Origin of the sequence: Polaribacter sp. PL03 (assembly GCF_033875165.1) — a bacterium.
Lineage (GTDB): Bacteria > Bacteroidota > Bacteroidia > Flavobacteriales > Flavobacteriaceae > Polaribacter.
Genome location: NZ_JAWZSV010000001.1, coordinates 355,903 through 373,835 on the forward strand (window position 1 = coordinate 355,903; position 17,933 = coordinate 373,835).

18 protein-coding genes are annotated in these 17,933 nt (G+C 30.4%); 6 read left to right on the top strand and 12 right to left on the bottom strand.

The genetic code is table 11. The features are described from left to right. Positions 1–19: 19 nt before the first annotated feature. The 5 genes from SHK09_RS01505 to SHK09_RS01525 all read right to left on the bottom strand — a co-directional run bounded on the left by SHK09_RS01505 (position 20) and on the right by SHK09_RS01525 (position 1,767). The gene (locus SHK09_RS01505; protein ID WP_319808998.1) at positions 20–163 is read right to left on the bottom strand and encodes a hypothetical protein; all 144 of its coding nucleotides are present in this window, start codon (positions 161–163) and stop codon (positions 20–22) included. Continuing rightward, positions 153–377 (bottom strand): hypothetical protein, encoded by a 225-nt coding sequence (locus SHK09_RS01510; protein WP_319808999.1) that lies wholly within the window; start codon positions 375–377, stop codon positions 153–155. Before SHK09_RS01510 ends, SHK09_RS01505 begins: the two co-directional genes overlap by 11 nt. A 4-nt stretch (positions 378–381) precedes the next feature. Then, on the bottom strand, positions 382–648 hold the full coding sequence (locus SHK09_RS01515) for a hypothetical protein (protein ID WP_319809000.1): 267 nt from the start codon (positions 646–648) through the stop codon (positions 382–384). A gap of 93 nt (positions 649–741) precedes the next feature. After that, positions 742–1,467 (bottom strand): GLPGLI family protein, encoded by a 726-nt coding sequence (locus tag SHK09_RS01520; protein ID WP_319809001.1) that lies wholly within the window; start codon positions 1,465–1,467, stop codon positions 742–744. Positions 1,468–1,524: 57 nt separating this feature from the next. Next, positions 1,525–1,767, bottom strand: coding sequence for a hypothetical protein (locus tag SHK09_RS01525; protein ID WP_319809002.1), 243 nt, complete (start codon positions 1,765–1,767; stop codon positions 1,525–1,527). Positions 1,768–2,289: 522 nt separating this feature from the next. Here SHK09_RS01525 and SHK09_RS01530 point away from each other — a divergent pair. Further along, a complete protein-coding gene (locus SHK09_RS01530; protein ID WP_319809003.1) occupies positions 2,290–2,577 on the top strand; it encodes a helix-turn-helix transcriptional regulator in 288 nt (95 codons plus the stop codon). 163 nt (positions 2,578–2,740) lie between these two features. Here SHK09_RS01530 and SHK09_RS01535 read toward each other — a convergent pair whose 3' ends face one another. From SHK09_RS01535 to SHK09_RS01555, 5 genes are all read right to left on the bottom strand, one after another. Next, the gene (locus SHK09_RS01535) at positions 2,741–3,481 is read right to left on the bottom strand and encodes a succinate dehydrogenase/fumarate reductase iron-sulfur subunit (protein ID WP_319809004.1); all 741 of its coding nucleotides are present in this window, start codon (positions 3,479–3,481) and stop codon (positions 2,741–2,743) included. 8 nt (positions 3,482–3,489) lie between these two features. Beyond that, positions 3,490–5,487 carry a fumarate reductase/succinate dehydrogenase flavoprotein subunit gene (locus tag SHK09_RS01540; protein WP_319809005.1) on the bottom strand — a complete coding sequence of 666 codons (1,998 nt, stop codon included), beginning with the start codon at positions 5,485–5,487 and terminating at the stop codon, positions 3,490–3,492. A gap of 12 nt (positions 5,488–5,499) precedes the next feature. After that, positions 5,500–6,183, bottom strand: coding sequence for a succinate dehydrogenase cytochrome b subunit (locus SHK09_RS01545; RefSeq protein WP_319809006.1), 684 nt, complete (start codon positions 6,181–6,183; stop codon positions 5,500–5,502). A 150-nt stretch (positions 6,184–6,333) separates the two neighbouring features. Continuing rightward, positions 6,334–6,951 carry a DUF6973 domain-containing protein gene (locus SHK09_RS01550; RefSeq protein ID WP_319809007.1) on the bottom strand — a complete coding sequence of 206 codons (618 nt, stop codon included), beginning with the start codon at positions 6,949–6,951 and terminating at the stop codon, positions 6,334–6,336. A gap of 57 nt (positions 6,952–7,008) precedes the next feature. After that, positions 7,009–9,837, bottom strand: a complete 2,829-nt coding sequence (locus SHK09_RS01555) for a glycosyl hydrolase (RefSeq protein WP_319809008.1) — start codon at positions 9,835–9,837, stop codon at positions 7,009–7,011. A 164-nt stretch (positions 9,838–10,001) separates the two neighbouring features. On the opposite strand from SHK09_RS01555, the gene SHK09_RS01560 reads away from it, so the two are divergent. Together SHK09_RS01560 and SHK09_RS01565 are read left to right on the top strand one after the other, a co-directional pair. Continuing rightward, positions 10,002–11,309: a DEAD/DEAH box helicase gene (locus SHK09_RS01560; protein ID WP_319809009.1), complete on the top strand. Its 1,308-nt coding sequence runs from the start codon at positions 10,002–10,004 to the stop codon at positions 11,307–11,309. A gap of 146 nt (positions 11,310–11,455) precedes the next feature. Continuing rightward, entirely contained in the window at positions 11,456–12,748 is a 1,293-nt protein-coding gene (locus SHK09_RS01565) for an aminopeptidase P family protein (protein ID WP_319809010.1), read from the top strand. A 71-nt stretch (positions 12,749–12,819) separates the two neighbouring features. On the opposite strand, the gene SHK09_RS01570 is transcribed toward SHK09_RS01565, so the two are convergent. Further along, positions 12,820–13,824 (bottom strand): sugar kinase, encoded by a 1,005-nt coding sequence (locus SHK09_RS01570; RefSeq protein ID WP_319809011.1) that lies wholly within the window; start codon positions 13,822–13,824, stop codon positions 12,820–12,822. 79 nt (positions 13,825–13,903) lie between these two features. Further along, the gene (locus SHK09_RS01575) at positions 13,904–14,683 is read right to left on the bottom strand and encodes an alpha/beta hydrolase (RefSeq protein ID WP_319809336.1); all 780 of its coding nucleotides are present in this window, start codon (positions 14,681–14,683) and stop codon (positions 13,904–13,906) included. 164 nt (positions 14,684–14,847) lie between these two features. Here SHK09_RS01575 and SHK09_RS01580 point away from each other — a divergent pair, with 164 nt between their 5' ends. The 3 genes from SHK09_RS01580 to SHK09_RS01590 all read left to right on the top strand — a co-directional run bounded on the left by SHK09_RS01580 (position 14,848) and on the right by SHK09_RS01590 (position 17,931). After that, entirely contained in the window at positions 14,848–15,282 is a 435-nt protein-coding gene (locus SHK09_RS01580; protein ID WP_319809012.1) for an Rrf2 family transcriptional regulator, read from the top strand. A gap of 72 nt (positions 15,283–15,354) precedes the next feature. Then, positions 15,355–15,693 (top strand): cupin, encoded by a 339-nt coding sequence (locus SHK09_RS01585; protein ID WP_319809013.1) that lies wholly within the window; start codon positions 15,355–15,357, stop codon positions 15,691–15,693. Between the two features lie 18 nt (positions 15,694–15,711). Next, positions 15,712–17,931, top strand: a complete 2,220-nt coding sequence (locus tag SHK09_RS01590; protein ID WP_319809014.1) for a nitric-oxide reductase large subunit — start codon at positions 15,712–15,714, stop codon at positions 17,929–17,931. Positions 17,932–17,933: the final 2 nt, after the last annotated feature.

Sequence of the window (17,933 nt, forward strand, 5' to 3'; positions counted from 1 at the left end):
AACCCTCCTCCAAAACTTTTTAAGAAACTTGGTCGTTTTTTCTATTTATATCAATTTTCATTTTTTCTATTGAATCTTTCTGTTTATAGATAGATTCATTAGTATTAAAATAAAGAATGAAACTTCCAGTTTCCATCATAGCAGACATCGTTTTAGTCCTCATTTTTTTCTGGCATCCTTTTTAAACTAGGAGAATCTAAAATTTTTCTAACATCAAAGTTGTCATTATTTTTTACGATATATTCTACAATACCAAAAGTATTGTTTTGAGAAAACATACTGCTTATACTAAAAAACAATACTAATAAAATAATTGTTTTTTTTCTTAAAATGAAGAGGTTGCATAAAACAACCTCTTTGTTATTAAATGTTATCATACAATTATTTTAAATATCCAATATCTTCTAAGCAATTTTTATATTGCGACATATATTCACCCATAAGATAATTGTAATCACCAGAATCAGAACAAGTATCCATATTGTTACCAGCAGCATATCCTAAAACAATATTTCTTGCATATTTTACACAGTCACTTGGCGAAAGTTGAACCAAAGCAATTTTATTAACTTCCTTTTTCTCAACACTAGGACTTGTAAATGAAGACATTCCAAATACAATAGCTAAACTTAATATTATTTTTTTCATTTAAAAAAATTTAAAACCTAATTTTATGGGTTTGTTAATTGTTTTTTTGAAGATTTAAATGAATAAACAAGTTTAAAATTCTTCAAAAGACTTTTAGCTTTTTCTTTTATTAATTCTTGTTAGTAAATTGTCAAACTCTTTTTCTGAAATCAATTTACCATTTCGGGGTTTTATTATATCTATTTCTTCTTTAGGATTAAGTTCTATTTTTGTTGCCTTATAACTTATGGGACCTACAGTAAGTTCTAATATCAAACCAGGTAAATCTCCATAACCTTTTGGACCAAATCTAAATGGAATTTTGGGGCAGTACCAAGCTTCTATTTCTGGCAATTTTATTTTTGCCTCCTTTACATTATTAGATTTTTTTAATTTCGCTTTATAACAAAAGTATTTTCCAATCTTTTTTGATTCTTGGGTTAGCTCCCATTTTTTATCAATGCTACTAGATATAATAAATTTGTCCCCTATAAAATCAATTTTTTTTAGCCTTTTTTTTGTTACTATATTCGTGTAATATTCCTCTGTCCCTCCTGTAATTAGAGTAGCATATTCCATAAATTTTTCATTATCTGGAATTAAAAATTTTATTATCTTATAAGAAGATTCTTTTTCGTTAAAGGTTAATAAATAATTAATTTTATCTCGACTTCTATTTAAACTACTTTTAAATTTTTCAACTATTTCTTGGTTTTTTATTTCACCAAAACTTTGTTCATTTAGGTTATATTTATAGGTAACTTTTCCTGTAGTTGTATTTTGTGCTAATAGATTAACGTTAACTAAAAAAAGTAGTATTAATATCTTTAAATTCTTCATGTTTTTTTTTGTGTAACCATCAGATATAAAATCTAATGGTTACATTTTTAATTACTATTACTCTATTATTTCTAGTTCTTCTTCTTCGTTAATACATGCTTCTTCAGCTGAAATGGCTGCTGCAATACCAATATGTAAGCTGCCTGTCATACCATGAACAAAGTCTCTAGTTCTCTGATAAACTTCAAAACAATCCTGAATCTGAATAGTTTCTTCTATACAATTTGATTTATTAGTTGCATTCATAAAACTTACACTAGTTGCTAATACAAATATTAGACTTAATATTATTTTTTTCATTTTAAAAAATTTGAAACCCTATTTTATGGGTTTGTTAATTGTCTTTTTTGAAGATTTAAATGAATAAACAAGTTAAAAATTCTTCAAAAACTTGTAGAAAAAGCAGTACTTTTGCAAGACTTCCTCTGTTTGTTATTGTTTATTTACATAAGCATTTGTTTTAAGTGATACATTTATTTAGTAATTTTTATATTTCTTAAATCTGCAAGCAGAGGTTTTCTTTTCAGTTAAATTTTCTTCTATAAAATAAACAGCATACAAAACGCTTATATCATCACTTTTGTAATAAAGTGATATTTTTATTTTATGAATTAAAACGATAAAAGTTTATTTATTTAGGGTTTCTAAATTGCCTAAAAAGGCTATTTAAAACTAAATTGTAGAGAAATTTTTCTTTTTCACAGCATTTTTCTCTTTCCAAAGATGAAACTTGTTTTTTAATAATCCTAAAAAACTACCCACCCGATTTGGAGTAGCTGAATTCAGGGATACTAAAAACATACTGTTTTCAGCTACTCCAAAATGGAAATTAAACTCTTAATAATTAATGTTATTTTTGCATCTATGAAAGAAAAAGAGAATGAAAAATTAAATGCAAAAGCTATTTACAATGCTGTTTTAAAAAAAATTATAGCAGAAAGAACTGCTTTAGGCATTACACAAATAAATGTAGCCCAACAACTGGGTATTGGTGAAAATGGTTATTTTAAAATAGAAAAAGGAAAAACAAAATTAGATTTAGAAAGATTGTTGTTAATTTTAGAAGTATTAGAAATTACACCAATTGACTTTTTTAAAGGTATTAAATAACATAATTAAAATTATATAGAAAGTAAAAACCCAAAACTAAATTAGTTTTGGGTTTTTAATGTGTAAATATTTTTACTGAGATTTCTCAATCTCCAAAAGGCTCATTTCGAAATAACAAACAAATTGCTTTACTTTCACTGCATTTCGTTCGCAATAACTAGTTTTAAATAGAAGCTTTCATTAATTCTCTGTTCATTCTTGCTATGTTGTCTAAAGAGATTCCTTTTGGGCATTCTACTTCACAAGCACCTGTATTGGTACAGTTTCCAAAACCTTCTAAATCCATCTGAGCAACCATGTTTTGCACTCTATCTGCTGCTTCTACTTGTCCTTGTGGCAATAAAGCATACTGAGATACTTTTGCACCTACAAATAACATTGCAGAACTGTTTTTACAAGTTGCTACACAAGCACCACAACCAATACAAGTTGCTGCATCCATTGCTTCGTCTGCTGCGTGCTTAGAAATAGGAATTGAGTTTGCATCTTGTGTGTTACCAGATGTGTTTACAGAAATATAACCACCAGCATGCTGAATTCTATCGAAAGCAGATCTATCTACTACTAAATCTTTAATTACAGGAAAAGCTGCTGCTCTCCATGGCTCTATTGTTATAGTGTCTCCATCTTTAAACATACGCATGTGCAATTGACAGGTAGTTACACCTCTATCTGGCCCATGAGCTTCACCATTAATATACATAGAACACATTCCGCAAATTCCTTCTCTACAATCATGATCGAAGGCCACTGGTTGTTCGCCAGAGTTTACTAACTGCTCGTTCAAAACGTCCATCATTTCTAAAAAAGACATGTGTTCTGAAATTTCAGTCACTTTGTAATCGACCATTTTTCCCTTGTCGTTTGCATCTACTTGACGCCAAATCTTAAGTGTTAAGTTCATACTATCTTTTATTTATAACTTCTTTCTTTAACTTCTATATTCTCATATTCTAAGGCTTCTTTATGCAAAATAGCATCTTTTGGCTCTCCTTTATATTCCCATGCAGATACAAATTGAAATTCTTTAATTCTCTTTGCTTCTCCTTCTTCTGTTTGGTGTTCTTCTCTAAAGTGCCCTCCTGCAGATTCTTCTCTTACCAAAGCATCTTTTGCAAACAATTCTCCTAATTCTAAGAAATCTGCAACTCTACCTGCTTTTGCTAATTGCTCATTATATTCTGTAGTTGTTCCAGGAACATTTACATTTTTCCAGAAGTCTTTTCTTAAAGTAGAAATTTCTTCTATGGCAATTTTTAAACCTTCAGCATTTCTAGACATACCACACTTATCCCACATGATTTTACCTAATTTCTTATGGTAATAATCTACAGAGTGTGTTCCTTTATTATTAATAAAGAATTCTATTCTTTCTGTTACGTCTTTTTCTGCAGCTGCAAATTCTGGGCTTTCCGTAGAAATTTTACCTGTTCTAATATCGTCTGCTAAATAATCTCCTATTGTATATGGTAGTACAAAATAACCATCTGCTAAACCTTGCATTAATGCAGAAGCTCCTAACCTGTTTGCTCCATGATCAGAGAAATTAGCTTCTCCAATAGCATAACAACCAGGTATTGTAGTCATTAAGTTATAATCTACCCAAACACCACCCATTGTATAGTGCACCGCAGGATATATCATCATTGGAGTTTCATATGGATCTTCATCTACAATCTTCTCGTACATTTGAAATAGGTTACCGTATTTTGCCTTTACAATTTCTTGTCCTAATTCTTTAATTTTTGCTTCAGAAGGATTTGATATATTATGAATCTTCGCTTGTTCTTTTCCATAACGCTCAAAAGATGCTGCAAAATCTAAATATACTGCTTCACCAGTTGCATTTACACCATAACCAGCATCACAACGTTCTTTTGCTGCTCTAGAAGCAACATCACGTGGTACTAAGTTACCAAATGCAGGGTAACGTCTTTCTAAATAATAATCTCTTTGTTCTTCAGACAAATCGGTTGGTTTTTTACGACCTTCTCTAATTGCCAAAACATCTTCCATATTTTTTGGTACCCAAATTCTACCATCATTTCTTAATGATTCAGACATCAATGTTAACTTCGATTGATAATCTCCTGAACGAGGAATACATGTTGGGTGAATTTGTGTATAACAAGGATTTGCAAAATATGCTCCTTTTTTATGCACTTTCCAACCTGCAGTTACATTAGAACCCATTGCATTGGTAGATAAGAAATATACGTTTCCATAACCACCAGAAGCAATAACAACTGCATGCGCAGAATGTCTTTCAATTTCTCCTGTAACTAAATTTCTTGCAATAATACCTCTTGCTTTTCCGTCTACTACTACAACATCTAACATCTCATGACGATTGAACATTTCAATCTTACCACGAGCAATTTGACGGTTCATTGCAGAATAAGCACCTAACAATAATTGTTGCCCTGTTTGCCCTTTTGCATAAAAAGTTCTAGAAACTAAAACTCCACCAAAAGAACGGTTGTCTAACAAACCACCATAATCACGTGCAAAAGGAACTCCTTGTGCCACACATTGATCTATAATATTTGCAGAAACCTCTGCTAATCTGTATACGTTTGCTTCACGAGAACGGTAATCTCCACCCTTTACAGTATCATAAAATAACCTGTATGTAGAATCACCATCTCCTTGGTAATTTTTTGCTGCATTAATACCTCCTTGTGCTGCAATTGAATGCGCTCTTCTTGGAGAATCTTGATAAGCAAATGCTTTTACATTGTAGCCTAATTCTGCTAAAGTTGCAGAAGCAGAACCACCTGCTAAACCTGTACCAACAACAATAACATCTATATGTCTTTTGTTTGCTGGGTTTACAAGGTTGATATGATTTTTATAATCTGTCCATTTATCTTTAATTGGACCTTTTGGTACTTTTGAATCTAAAGCCATAGTTTATTAAGATTAATGGTTAGGATTAAAATGATGATAAAGTGCAATAAAAATAAAACCTGCTGGAATTATAATTGAATATGCTTTACCAATAGTTTGTAATGTTTTCTTTCTTCCTGCGGTACCTCCCATCGACTGAAATGCAGATGTAAAACCGTGTGCTAAATGCAATCCTAAGAATACAAATGCCAAAACATAAGCACCAACTCTAAGTGGGTTTGCAAATTTATGCACCAATTCTTCGTGGTAACGGAAACCTTCTATACCTTCTAAAGTACCAGACCAATCTCCTTGAATAAATTTTGTGTTGATTTCTGGAAACCAAAAATCGATAAAATGTAATAAAATAAAAGCAAGAATTGTAATACCACTCCAAATCATGTTTCTGCTCATCCAAGATGAATTTGCAGCACCATTATTTTTTGCATAAGATACATTTCTAGCTCTAGAATTTTTTAATTCTAAGATAAAACCCATTACAAAATGAAAAACAACTGCAAAAATTAAAACAGGTTGTAATGCAAATTGTACCAAAGGATTTGTTCCCATAAAATGAGATACTTCGTTAAAAGTATCTGGGCTAAAAACCGATAAAATATTAATTGCTAAATGTTGAAGTAGGAAGAACATTAAAAAAAATGCTGAAAGTGCCATTGACACCTTTCTTCCAATTGAAGATTTAAAAAATCCGCTCATTGTGTATATTAGTTAAATTTGTAGCACAAAAATACGGCTTAACAGAACGCAGTACAAGGAAATTACAACGTTTTCGTTTGTATTTAGAATTATTATAAATAAAGTTGACTAAACATTTAAAGAAAATGAACCTTTTTGTTTATTTTCTTATTAAATATTGCTAGAAACAACCAAACACTTATTATTTTTCCACTTTCCTTTTAATTCTTCTGCGGAAATGATTTTACCTTCACAGGTTAAAAAATTTCCTTTTTTATCTTTTTTAATTATTTTCATTTTACCATTATTTATAGCGTTTACTATTCTATAAATAAGTCCTTTTTTAGAAACTTTACTTCCTTTTGTAATTAATTTAAGGCCTTCTTCATTATTATATAAATCCATTTCAGATGATATTTCATCTGGCACAATACCATCTTCTAGTTTTAGTTTCTTGTAAGTAAGATAATTGTCTTTCTCATGGGCTTTTCCTAAAGAACGCGCAGAACGTTTTCCCATTTCTTGACGCAATCTTGCCATCCAATACGCATGCCTAAAAGCGTCTACTTGCCCGCCTGCAGCATCTTTATCTAATAAATTAGTTTTTCTAATAGAATCTGCTACCCTATTTGTTTCGTTAGAGATCTTTAAAGATAATTTTGCTTTAAAAGGATGAAACAAAACCCACCTTTTTATAGGACCAGATAATTTAAAAAAATTTTTAAAATCTGACTGTCCATTTACAGAAACGGCTATCGAAAAGAATAATATGGTAAGTATCTTTTTCATTTTTAAGAGTATAAAACCTCATTAATTTTAAAAATTAATGAGGTTTCTTTTAAACTTTTACTTTATCTCGAACTTGCTTTCAGAAGCACCTATTTTAACCGTATAATTTCCTTTAGGTAAATAATAAACACCATTTTTAGCTGCTCTTATTTTTGATTTTTCAAACGCTTTTTCATAAGCCTTTTTTCCTTTTTTAGAGAAAGAAACATCAAACAAAAATTCATTATAACCTTTGTCTGAAGCTATAGAAACAGAATTTACTTTTGTGTCTTCTAAATAAATATCTGCAATTACTTTTTTACTAGAACTAGCGTAAAAAGTAATTTTTAATTCTGGGGTATTTGCTGCTCTCCATTGACTCCAAGAACGACCCCAACTTCCATTTTTTCTAATATTATTAATATCAAAAATATGTATAGATTTTGCTAAAACTTCAGCATTCATTTTTTGAAGTGATGCAACATCTGCCTTATATAAACTTCTACCATGTGTACCTACAATTAAATGTTTTGCTGTTGGCTGAATTACCAAATCATGTACTGCAACATTTGGTAAATTATTACTAAATACTTCCCAAGAACTGCCTTTATTAAAAGAAACGTACAAACCATTATCTGTACCTACATACAAAATGTTTTCGTTTTTGGTATCTTCTTTTATCACATTAACAGCAGCTGTAGGAAGCGATTCACCTATATTATTCCATGTTTGTCCGTAATTATCTGATACATAAATATAAGTTGTAAAATCATCGAATCTATACCCATTTAAGGTTGCATACACTCTTTCTTTTTTAAATTTTGAAGCAATTACTCTAGAAACCCATAAATCTTGTGGTAAATTATTAGAAATACGCGTCCAGTCTCCACCTCCATTTTTTGTTACATTAATATAACCATCATCTGAACCAACATAAATTAACCCAAATTGAAAAGGGCTTTCAGAAATTGAGGTTAATGTTCCATAAGCAACATTCCCTTTTTTTCCTCCGGTTGTTAAATCTCCAGAAATAGTTTCCCAATCATCTCCTTGGTTTAAAGATCTATGTAATTTATTTCCTCCTAAATATAAAATATCTTGGTTGTGTTTAGATAAATGAATTGGTGTTTGCCAATTAAATCTATATGGATTTTCACCTAAAGTATGCTTTGGCTGAATGTATGTATTCTTACCGGTTTCTCTATTAATTCTAGAATAATTTCCAAATTGATACCCTGTATAAACAATATTAGGATTCCTGTCATCTACTTGAACTTGCATACCATCTCCTCCCATAATCGATTGATAAGGGTTTTGACCAGATTGTTGCCAACCTTTATTTATTCTAGCATTATTATCTGCTACCCAAACACCATTATCTTGTAAACCACCATATATTTTATAGTTTTTCTGATTGTCTGCATATACAGAATAAAACTGCCCAACTGCCGGATCATTTAATTTAATCCAATTTTTACCATCATCATAAGAAAGATTTAAACCACCATCATTTCCATTTAAAATATGACCAGATTTTTTAGGATTTACCCATAATGCTTGGTGATCTGAATGTACATTTTCTTTACTTATCGATGTAAATGTTTTTCCTCCATCTTTAGATTTAATAATAGGAACTCCTAAAACATAAATTCCGTTTTCGTCTCGAAGATCTACTCTAATTTCACCAAAATAATACCCGTAAGAACTATAAACACCATCTAAAAAATTGTCATGTGTTTTTTTCCAAGAAGTACCACCGTTTGTTGTTTTAAAAACTTCTGCACCTATAACCTGCGTATCAAACAACATAGAATTTGCATCTTCTAAATATTTAGCTAAATCTATTGGTTTAACAGAACCAACACGTACCATTTGTTTTACATTTTGCGCTCTGTACTTTTCTTGAAATCCGTTATTTTTTAAATACGTATTTAATTTTTTATCAGATAAATCTAAAAAACTAACCGAAGACATTGTTTTAAAATCTTCTTTCGTTAACTCATCTGAAGGTTTCTTTTTAGAATCTTTTTTTCGTCTAAACTGGCTATCATGTAAAGCATACACTGTGTTTTCATTAAAAACCGCTAAACCAATTCTACCAACACCATTTCCTGTAGGAAAACCACTTTTATCAGCAATTTTTGTCCAAGAACTTCCTGCATCTGTACTTTTAAAAATAGCAGAATTATTTCCGTTTCCATCAAAATTCCAAGATTTGCGTTCTCTTTCCCAAGAAGCTGCATACATTATATTAAAGTTTTCTGGTGCAACGGCAACATCTATAATACCAGTGTCTTTATTTATAAATAATGATTTTGTCCAAGTTTTTCCTCCATCAACTGTTTTAAAAATTCCTCTTTCTACATTAGATGAATATAAATGACCAATAACACCAACAATTACCTCGTCTACATTATTTGGGTTTATTAAAATTCTACTTACATGATGTGAATCTAACAAACCTACATTTACCCAAGTTTTACCTTTGTCTGTAGATTTTAACATTCCAATTCCTGCGTAAGAAGAACGAGAAGAATTCTTTTCTCCTGTACCAACCCAAATAGTACCAGATTTCCAATCTACAGCAATATCACCAATATTTTGTGTTGGCGAATTGTCTAATACTGGCGTAAATGTTGTTCCGTTATTATTTGTGTACCAAAGACCACCAGAAGCATAACCAACATAAAATTCTGTTGTGTTTTCTGGGTTTACAGAAACATCTACCACACGACCACTCATAACTGTTGGCCCAATATTAGTAAAAGCTACATTTTTTACCAAAGAAGACTGCATCATCTTAGATTTTTTATCTAAAGATTTCTGAATAATATCTGAATTTGTTGGGGTTTGAGCAACTAACGTTACTGAAAAAAATAGCATTAAAAACTTAAAAATAGGTTTCATAAATAAAGAGTTTGGTTTTAAAGGGATGAAATTACTACTTGTTAGTTCAATATCAAAAAAATTAACATAAAAAGGAATTTTAAGAAATATTCTTCTTCAATTTTAAACTATGTATCTTTGCAGGCTGAAGCAACTACATAAAGTTGATTTCAAAAATAATTTCTATGACATTTAAAGATTTAGGTTTATCTCCAGCGTTGGTAAAAGCAGTTGAAGAGAAAGGATACACCAAACCATCACCAATACAAGAAAAAGCAATTCCACATATATTAGACGGAAAAGATATCTTAGCTTCGGCACAAACAGGTACAGGAAAAACTGCCGGTTTTACCTTACCCGTTTTACAGCATTTAGTAGACACAAAACACCCAAAATATAGACCATTACGCGCCTTGGTTTTAACGCCAACAAGAGAATTGGCTGCGCAAGTGCATGACAATGTAAGAGAGTACAGTAAATATGTAGACATAAAATCTGCGGTAGTTTTTGGTGGTGTAAACGCAAAACCACAAATAGCAACTTTAAGAAGTGGTGTAGATATTTTAGTAGCAACACCTGGTAGATTATTAGATTTACACGACAGAAAAGCAGTTTCATTTAAAAGAGTAGATATTTTAATTTTAGATGAAGCAGATAGAATGCTAGACATGGGTTTTGTTAGAGACATTAACAAGATTATAAGTTTTATGCCTACTACAAGACAGAATTTAATGTTTTCTGCAACGTTTTCTAAGGATATTAAAAAATTAGCAGAAGGTATTTTAAGAAATCCTGTTTCTGTTGAAACTGCTCCGCAAAATTCAACAGCCAAAAAAGTAACTCATATTGTTTATAAGGTTGATAAAAACAAAAAGACAGAGTTTACTATTAAGTTGATAAAAGATGGAAATTGGAACCAAGTTTTAATCTTTACTAGAACAAAACACGGTGCCAATAAACTAACAGAAAAATTAGTAAAAGCTGGAATTTCTGCTGCTGCAATTCATGGTAATAAAAGTCAAGGAGCTAGAACAAAAGCGTTAAAAAACTTTAAAGATGGTTCTATTAAAGCTTTAGTTGCAACAGATATTGCTGCGCGTGGTTTAGACATTCCGTTATTACCTCACGTAATTAATTTCGAATTACCTAATGTACCAGAAGATTATGTACATAGAATTGGTAGAACTGGTAGAGCTGGTGCAGCTGGAGAAGCAATTTCTTTAGTTTGTAGCGAAGAAAGTGAATACCAAAGTGAAATTGAAAAAATACTAAAAGAAAAAATAAAATCTACTATCGTAGAAGGTTTTGAGCCTACAGATACTGCAGGACCAAAAAGAGCTGCTTCACAAAGCAAAGGTTCTTTTGGTAAAAAGAATAAAGGTGGTTCTTCGCAAGGAAGTAAACCAAAAAGCAAACCTCATTTTAAAGGAAACAAACCTTCTGAACCATCTGGTAGAGGAAGAACTAGTGCTCCTAAAAAGAAACGTTATTAGTAAATAACTTTGCTTTTATTTTATATTTAAAACCTTATCTATTTTTAAAAATAGATAAGGTTTTTTTAATTATTAGCTATTTTACAACTCTTTCTTTCTTCGTATTAATTATTGCTACCTTTGTATTTCAATATAAATTCATCTATATGAAATACGATAAAATAGACTCAAAATTATTTATAAAAAACCGTAAAAATTTTGCTTCAAAAATGAAGCCTAATAGTTTAGCTGTTTTTAATTCTAACGATATTTATCCAATTAGTGCAGATAGCACAATGCCTTTCGAACAACACAGAGATCTTTTATATTTAAGTGGTGTAGATCAAGAAGAAAGTGTTTTAATGCTTTTTCCAGATTGCCCAAATGAAAATTTAAGAGAAGTTTTATTTGTTACCGAAACCAATGATCATATTGCTGTTTGGGAAGGTGAAAAATTAACCAAAGAAGCCGCTTTAGAAACTTCTGGAATTAGCACCGTTTATTGGTTGCAAGATTTAGAAAAAGTACTTTTCGAAATGTCTTCTTATTGCGATACTTTTTATATTAATACAAACGAACATTATAGAGCTAATGTTCAAACAGAAACACGCGAAGACCGCTTTACAAAATGGTTATTAGCAAAATATCCTGCACACTCTGTTGCTAAAAGTAACCCTATTATGCAACGTTTACGTTCTGTAAAAGACCAGGTAGAATTAGACCTAATGCAACATGCTTGTAATATTACAGAAAAAGGTTTCCGTAGAATTTTAAATTTTATAAAACCTGGTGTTTGGGAATATGAAATTGAAGCAGAATTATTACACGAATTTGTAAGAAACAGATCTAAAGGATTTGCATATACACCAATTATTGCAGCTGGAAACAATGCAAATGTTTTACATTATATAGAAAACAACCAACAATGTAATGCTGGCGATTTAATTTTATTTGATGTTGCTGCAGAATATGCAAACTATAAAAGCGATTTATCTAGAACTGTACCTGTTTCTGGTAAATTTTCTACGAGACAAAAAGCAGTTTACAACGCTGTAAATCATGTTAAAAAAGAAGCTACAAAATTATTAGTTCCAGGAACTATTTGGAAAGATTACCATGTAGAAGTTGGAGACATTATGACATCTGAATTACTAAAGCTTGGTTTATTAGACAAGGCAGATGTACAGAATGAAGATAAAAACTGGCCTGCATACAAGCAGTATTTTATGCACGGAACTTCGCATCATATTGGTTTAGACACGCATGATTATGGTCTTTTACACGAACCAATGCAAGCAAACAATGTGTTTACTGTAGAACCAGGAATTTACATTCCTAAAGAAGGTTTTGGTATTCGATTAGAAGATGATGTTGTAATTCGAGAAAAAGGAGAACCATTTAATTTAATGGGAAATATTCCTATTGAAGCAGATGAAATTGAAGATATAATGCAAGGTTAAATCTTTAAAATAAACATAAAAAAGCAAGTTATTAAACTTGCTTTTTTTTATGTTCTATATTTTACAAAACCTTATCTATTTAATCTTCCAGAAGTATTTCCTTCTAAAATAGAAATAACGTCTATTTCATTTGCGTAATTTACATCTCCTAAATACGTGTGTTTAATTGCACAAGCAGCTGCTCCAAACTCCATAGCCTTATAGTCATCAAATTTTTGTAAACCATGAATTAAACCTGCAGCAAAAGCATCGCCAGTTCCTATTCTATCTACAACATGCGTAATATCTAAATCTTCAGTCTCTTTAAACTCAACACCATTCCACATTCTTGCTCTTATTTTATGCCAAGAAGAATTTATAGAAGTTCTTATTTTATCAAAAACTTTTTCTATTGATGGAAATTCTTCAATTAACTGCTTACTTGCTTTTATAAAATCTTCATTAGAATAAGTAAAACTAGTTCCTAAAACTTCATTTATTTCATTAACACCACCAATAAAAATTGTTGAATATTGCAATAAGTCTGTTAATACATCTTTTGCGTTTTCACCATATTTCCACAAAGCACTTCTATATGTAGGATCTGCAGAAATAATCATTCCTTTTTCTTTAGCCAAAACCAAACCTTCTTTTAAAGTTTCTTTTGCTCCTTTACAAAGTGCAGGCGTAATTCCTGTCCAATGAAACCATTTACCGTTTTCTAAAGATTTTTCCCAATTTACCATTTCAGGTATAATTTCAGAAAATGAAGAATGAGAGCGATTGTAAGAAATTTTACTTGGCCTCATAACAGCACCAACTTCTAAAAAGTAAACACCTAAAGGTCTTTCTGAACGTACAATTGCAGAAGTATCTAAATCGAATTTATTTAAATAAGAAATTGCAGTATCTCCAATAAAGTCATTAGAAATACAACTTATATGCTTAACATTTCCACCAAAATTAGCTATAGAAATACCTACGTTAACTTCTGTTCCTCCAAAATAGAACTCTATAGCATTAGATTGGATAAATTTTTTATTTCCGAGTGGTGAAATTCGCATTAAAACCTCGCCAAACGTAATTATCTTATTCATAATAAAATTTTTTATAAAGCAAATATACTTTATAAAAATAGATTAAAACGATGTTTTATATTGAATTATATTCTTAAAACTATAAAGATGTAATAAAACGAATTGTTTGATTATTAAACATTTCTGGCTGTTCTACATTTACAACATGCCCGCAATTTTCAATTACATAAAGTGAAGCTGTAACATGTTTAGATACAATACTTTTTATTGAAGGCAAAAACAAATGATCTTCTGCACCCATTACATATAAGGTAGGAATTTTAATATCTTTTGTTCTAAAAAAACGTAAAAGTGGGTTAATTTCTGAAGTTAACTTAAACCAACGCAAAAATTCTTTTTGGTATAATTTCTTTGCTTCGTTTACAAACAACAATCTCGATTTTTTGTGATTTTTCTTTGGCATAATAATAAATGCAAAGAGTTTGTATAACATCATATAAGGCACTACAGATTTAAAGATATTACCAACTTTCATTAAAACCTGAGAACGAAAATTCATCTTTATAATTGCTCCTCCCATAATCATGCTTTTTACCATTTCTGGCCTTTTTTCTGCAAGATTACGAATTAGTATTGTTCCTAAAGAAATACCAATAAAATGAGACTTTTTAATTTTTAGATGATCTATTACCTCAACAATATCTGCAGTAATAGAATCGAACGTATACTTTGCTTTAAAAGTATCTTTTAACTTTGGCTTGCTATTTCCATGGCCACGTAAATCTAAAATTAAAACATTAAAATGTTTTTTAAAATCTCGTACTTGTTTAAACCAAATAGAACTGCTTCCTCCTGCTCCGTGAACAAAAGTTACCCATTCTTTAGAAGTTTCATGAGGATATGAATAGTAATTTAACAGCTTTTTTCGTTTTTAATTTCAAACAAAAATAGCCTTTTAAATGTTAGTAGAAAAACCTTTAACTTTCTTCATTTTTTTATAGAAGCAAATAAATACAAAAACAATAAAAGATAAAATTATCTTTTATTGTTTTTTATCGTAACTTTGTAGCATAAATATAAAGTATGTTTTCTAAAACCTGTGAATATGGCTTAAGAGCTGTAATTTTTATTGCTCAGCAAGCCAAAACTAATAAAAGAGTTGGTATTACTGCTATTTCAGAAGCAATAGATTCTCCTCAGGCGTTTACAGCAAAAGTATTGCAACAACTTACAAAACATAAAATTGTTCAATCTATAAAAGGGCCTTTGGGTGGTTTTTTTATTGAAGAGAGAGATTTAAACAAAATTGTATTAAGTGATATTGTAGAAGTTTTAGATGGAGATAATATATACACTGGTTGTGGTTTAGGACTGCACCAATGTAATGACAAAAAACCCTGTCCGTTGCATTTTAAATTTATAGAAATTAGAGAAAACTTAAAGAAAATGTTAGAAAAAACCACCTTATTAGAGCTTTCTTCTGATAAGAATATTGCCGATTATTATCTAAAAAATTAAAAAAAAATTAACTAAATAAAAGATATAAAGATCTTTTATTCTTTATATAAAAATAACTTAAACTAAATAATTATGATTACAGCTTCATTAACAACAAACCTTCAATATAAGAAAGATAAACCAGCAATAACGCTACTTATGGAAACAGCATCTACAAAAGAAATAAGAATAGTAATGCATAAAAGCCAAGAAATGAAAGAGCACTCTGCACCTAAACCAATTGTTATAGAAATTTTTGAGGGAGAAATTCTCTTTGGTGTTAAAAGTAAAGAACTACATCTAAAAAAAGGCGATTTAATTGCATTAGATGCAAACGTATCACACAACTTGCTCTGTAAAGAAGATGCAATTGTTCGGTTAACAATAGCGAAAACAGACTCTATACAAAGAGTTAATAATGTTACTTCATAATTTATAAATAAACATAAGATGAAAAAAGTTTGGATTGCTTTTATAAGCGTATTTGTACTCTCTTTTGCAGTACTAATTTGGGTAGGAACACAGGTCTACCAAAAACAACCACCAATTCCAGATTCCGTTTTAATTAAAGGAACTACAGACGTTTTCTATACAAAAGAAGACATACAAACCGGGCAAAATGTTTGGGAATCTATTGGTGGTATGGAAGTTGGCTCAATTTGGGGTCATGGAAGTTATGTAGCGCCAGATTGGTCTGCAGATTGGATTCATAGAGAAGCGGTTTTTATGCTAGATCTTTGGGCTAATAGAGATTTTAATCAAAAATACAACACTTTAGATGTAGAACAAAAAGCAGCAATAAAAGCGCGTTTAATAAAAGATATTAAAACGAATACTTACAATACCGCTACAAAAACAATTGTTATTTCTAAAGAAAGAGTTGCTGCAATTAATAATAATATTCAGCATTTTAGCGACATATTTTCTAAAGGAAATGAACGATATGCAATACCAGAAGGTGCTTTAACAGATGCAACAAAACTTAAGCAATTAAATGCTTTTTTCTTTTGGACTTCTTGGGCGGCAAGTACAAATAGACCAGGAAAAAATTATACATACACCTCTAACTGGCCACACGAACCTTTAATAGATAACAATATTACAGATGGTTCTATTATTTGGTCTGGTTTATCGATTGTGTTATTATTACTTTTTGTTGGAATTTTAACGTATTATTATTTAAGTAATCACGAAAAAGGTGAATCTCTAACAAAACCAGATAAAGATCCTTTGGCTAATATGAAATTAGCAAAATCGCAAAAAGCTGTTTTAAAATACTTCTTTGTAATTTCTCTGTTAATTGGTTTACAAGTAATTTTAGGAATTATAACGGTTCATTATACGGTAGAAGGGCAAAGTTTCTTTGGTTTCGATTTGGCAAAATATTTACCTTATTCTGTTAGTAGAACTTGGCATACACAATTAGCTGTTTTCTGGATTGCTGCAACTTGGTTGGCTACAGGACTATTTTTAGCGCCAATGATTTCTAAGAAAGAAATGAAGTACCAACTTTTCGGAATCAATTTTCTTTTTGTAGCATTAATTGTTATTGTACTTGGTTCTATGTTGGGTGAATGGTTAGGAGTTCATCAATTTTTAGATTTAACAACCAACTTTTTCTTTGGCCACCAAGGTTATGAATACATGGATTTAGGAAGATTCTGGCAAATATTTTTAGGAATAGGTCTTGTTTTATGGGTTGTTATGGTAAGTAGACATATTATTTATGCTATTCGAAAAAATGATGAATCTAAACATTTATTAATTATATTATTAATATCTGTAATGGCAATTGGTATGTTTTTCTTTTCTGGATTAATGTATGGAGAAAACAGTAGTTTACCTGTAATTAATTATTGGAGATGGTGGCTAGTGCATTTATGGGTAGAAGGCTTTTTTGAAGTTTTTGCAACCGTAGTTATTGCGTTTATTTTCTCTAGAATGGAAATAATATCTCCTAAAACTGCAGGTAGAGTTTCTATTGCTTCTGCTTCGATCTTTTTAGCAGGTGGTATTATTGGTACTTTACATCATTTATATTATTCTGGTACACCAATACAAGCAATTGCTTTAGGTGCAACTTTTAGTGCTTTAGAGGTTGTTCCGTTAACTTTAATGGGGTTTGAAATTAAAGAAAACTGGAATCTTTTAAAAAGCAAAAAATGGATTCAGAATTATAAATGGCCAATATTTTTCTTTATTTCTGTTTCTTTTTGGAACTTTTTAGGAGCTGGTGTTTTTGGTTTTATAATTAACCCACCAATTGCATTATACTATATTCAAGGTCTAAACACTACTGCAGTTCATGCGCATACCGCTTTATTTGGTGTTTATGGAATGTTAGGAATGGGCTTTATAATAATTTGTTTGCGTTTTTATTCTGATAGAGTATGGAGCAATACAAAACTAAAAAGAGCTTTTTGGTTCTTAAATATTGGTTTAATAGCAATGGTTGTGTTAAGCTTGCTGCCAATAGGTATTATACAAGCGTATACTTCTATAACAGAAGGGTATTCTTTTGCGAGAGAATCAGACCTTTTATACTCGCCAACGGTACAAACTTTAAAATGGATGAGAATGATTGGAGATATTCTCTTCTCTATAGGAATCTACTATTTCTGTTGGTTTACCATTGATGAAGTAATTTATAATTACAAAAGGAAAAAATAATT

Excerpts from the sequence above, each read along its gene's own strand:
- SHK09_RS01515 (WP_319809000.1), bottom strand. The coding sequence starts at position 648 with ATGAAAAAAATAATATTAAGTTTAGCTATTGTATTTGGAATGTCTTCA.
- SHK09_RS01540 (WP_319809005.1), bottom strand. The coding sequence starts at position 5,487 with ATGGCTTTAGATTCAAAAGTACCAAAAGGTCCAATTAAAGATAAATGG.
- SHK09_RS01525 (WP_319809002.1), bottom strand. The coding sequence starts at position 1,767 with ATGAAAAAAATAATATTAAGTCTAATATTTGTATTAGCAACTAGTGTA.
- SHK09_RS01530 (WP_319809003.1), top strand. The coding sequence starts at position 2,290 with ATGGAAATTAAACTCTTAATAATTAATGTTATTTTTGCATCTATGAAA.
- SHK09_RS01535 (WP_319809004.1), bottom strand. The coding sequence starts at position 3,481 with ATGAACTTAACACTTAAGATTTGGCGTCAAGTAGATGCAAACGACAAG.
- SHK09_RS01570 (WP_319809011.1), bottom strand. The coding sequence starts at position 13,824 with ATGAATAAGATAATTACGTTTGGCGAGGTTTTAATGCGAATTTCACCA.
- SHK09_RS01545 (WP_319809006.1), bottom strand. The coding sequence starts at position 6,183 with ATGAGCGGATTTTTTAAATCTTCAATTGGAAGAAAGGTGTCAATGGCA.
- SHK09_RS01590 (WP_319809014.1), top strand. The coding sequence starts at position 15,712 with ATGAAAAAAGTTTGGATTGCTTTTATAAGCGTATTTGTACTCTCTTTT.
- SHK09_RS01585 (WP_319809013.1), top strand. The coding sequence starts at position 15,355 with ATGATTACAGCTTCATTAACAACAAACCTTCAATATAAGAAAGATAAA.
- SHK09_RS01560 (WP_319809009.1), top strand. The coding sequence starts at position 10,002 with ATGACATTTAAAGATTTAGGTTTATCTCCAGCGTTGGTAAAAGCAGTT.
- SHK09_RS01505 (WP_319808998.1), bottom strand. The coding sequence starts at position 163 with ATGAGGACTAAAACGATGTCTGCTATGATGGAAACTGGAAGTTTCATT.
- SHK09_RS01580 (WP_319809012.1), top strand. The coding sequence starts at position 14,848 with ATGTTTTCTAAAACCTGTGAATATGGCTTAAGAGCTGTAATTTTTATT.
- SHK09_RS01550 (WP_319809007.1), bottom strand. The coding sequence starts at position 6,951 with ATGAAAAAGATACTTACCATATTATTCTTTTCGATAGCCGTTTCTGTA.
- SHK09_RS01520 (WP_319809001.1), bottom strand. The coding sequence starts at position 1,467 with ATGAAGAATTTAAAGATATTAATACTACTTTTTTTAGTTAACGTTAAT.
- SHK09_RS01565 (WP_319809010.1), top strand. The coding sequence starts at position 11,456 with ATGAAATACGATAAAATAGACTCAAAATTATTTATAAAAAACCGTAAA.
- SHK09_RS01510 (WP_319808999.1), bottom strand. The coding sequence starts at position 377 with ATGATAACATTTAATAACAAAGAGGTTGTTTTATGCAACCTCTTCATT.
- SHK09_RS01555 (WP_319809008.1), bottom strand. The coding sequence starts at position 9,837 with ATGAAACCTATTTTTAAGTTTTTAATGCTATTTTTTTCAGTAACGTTA.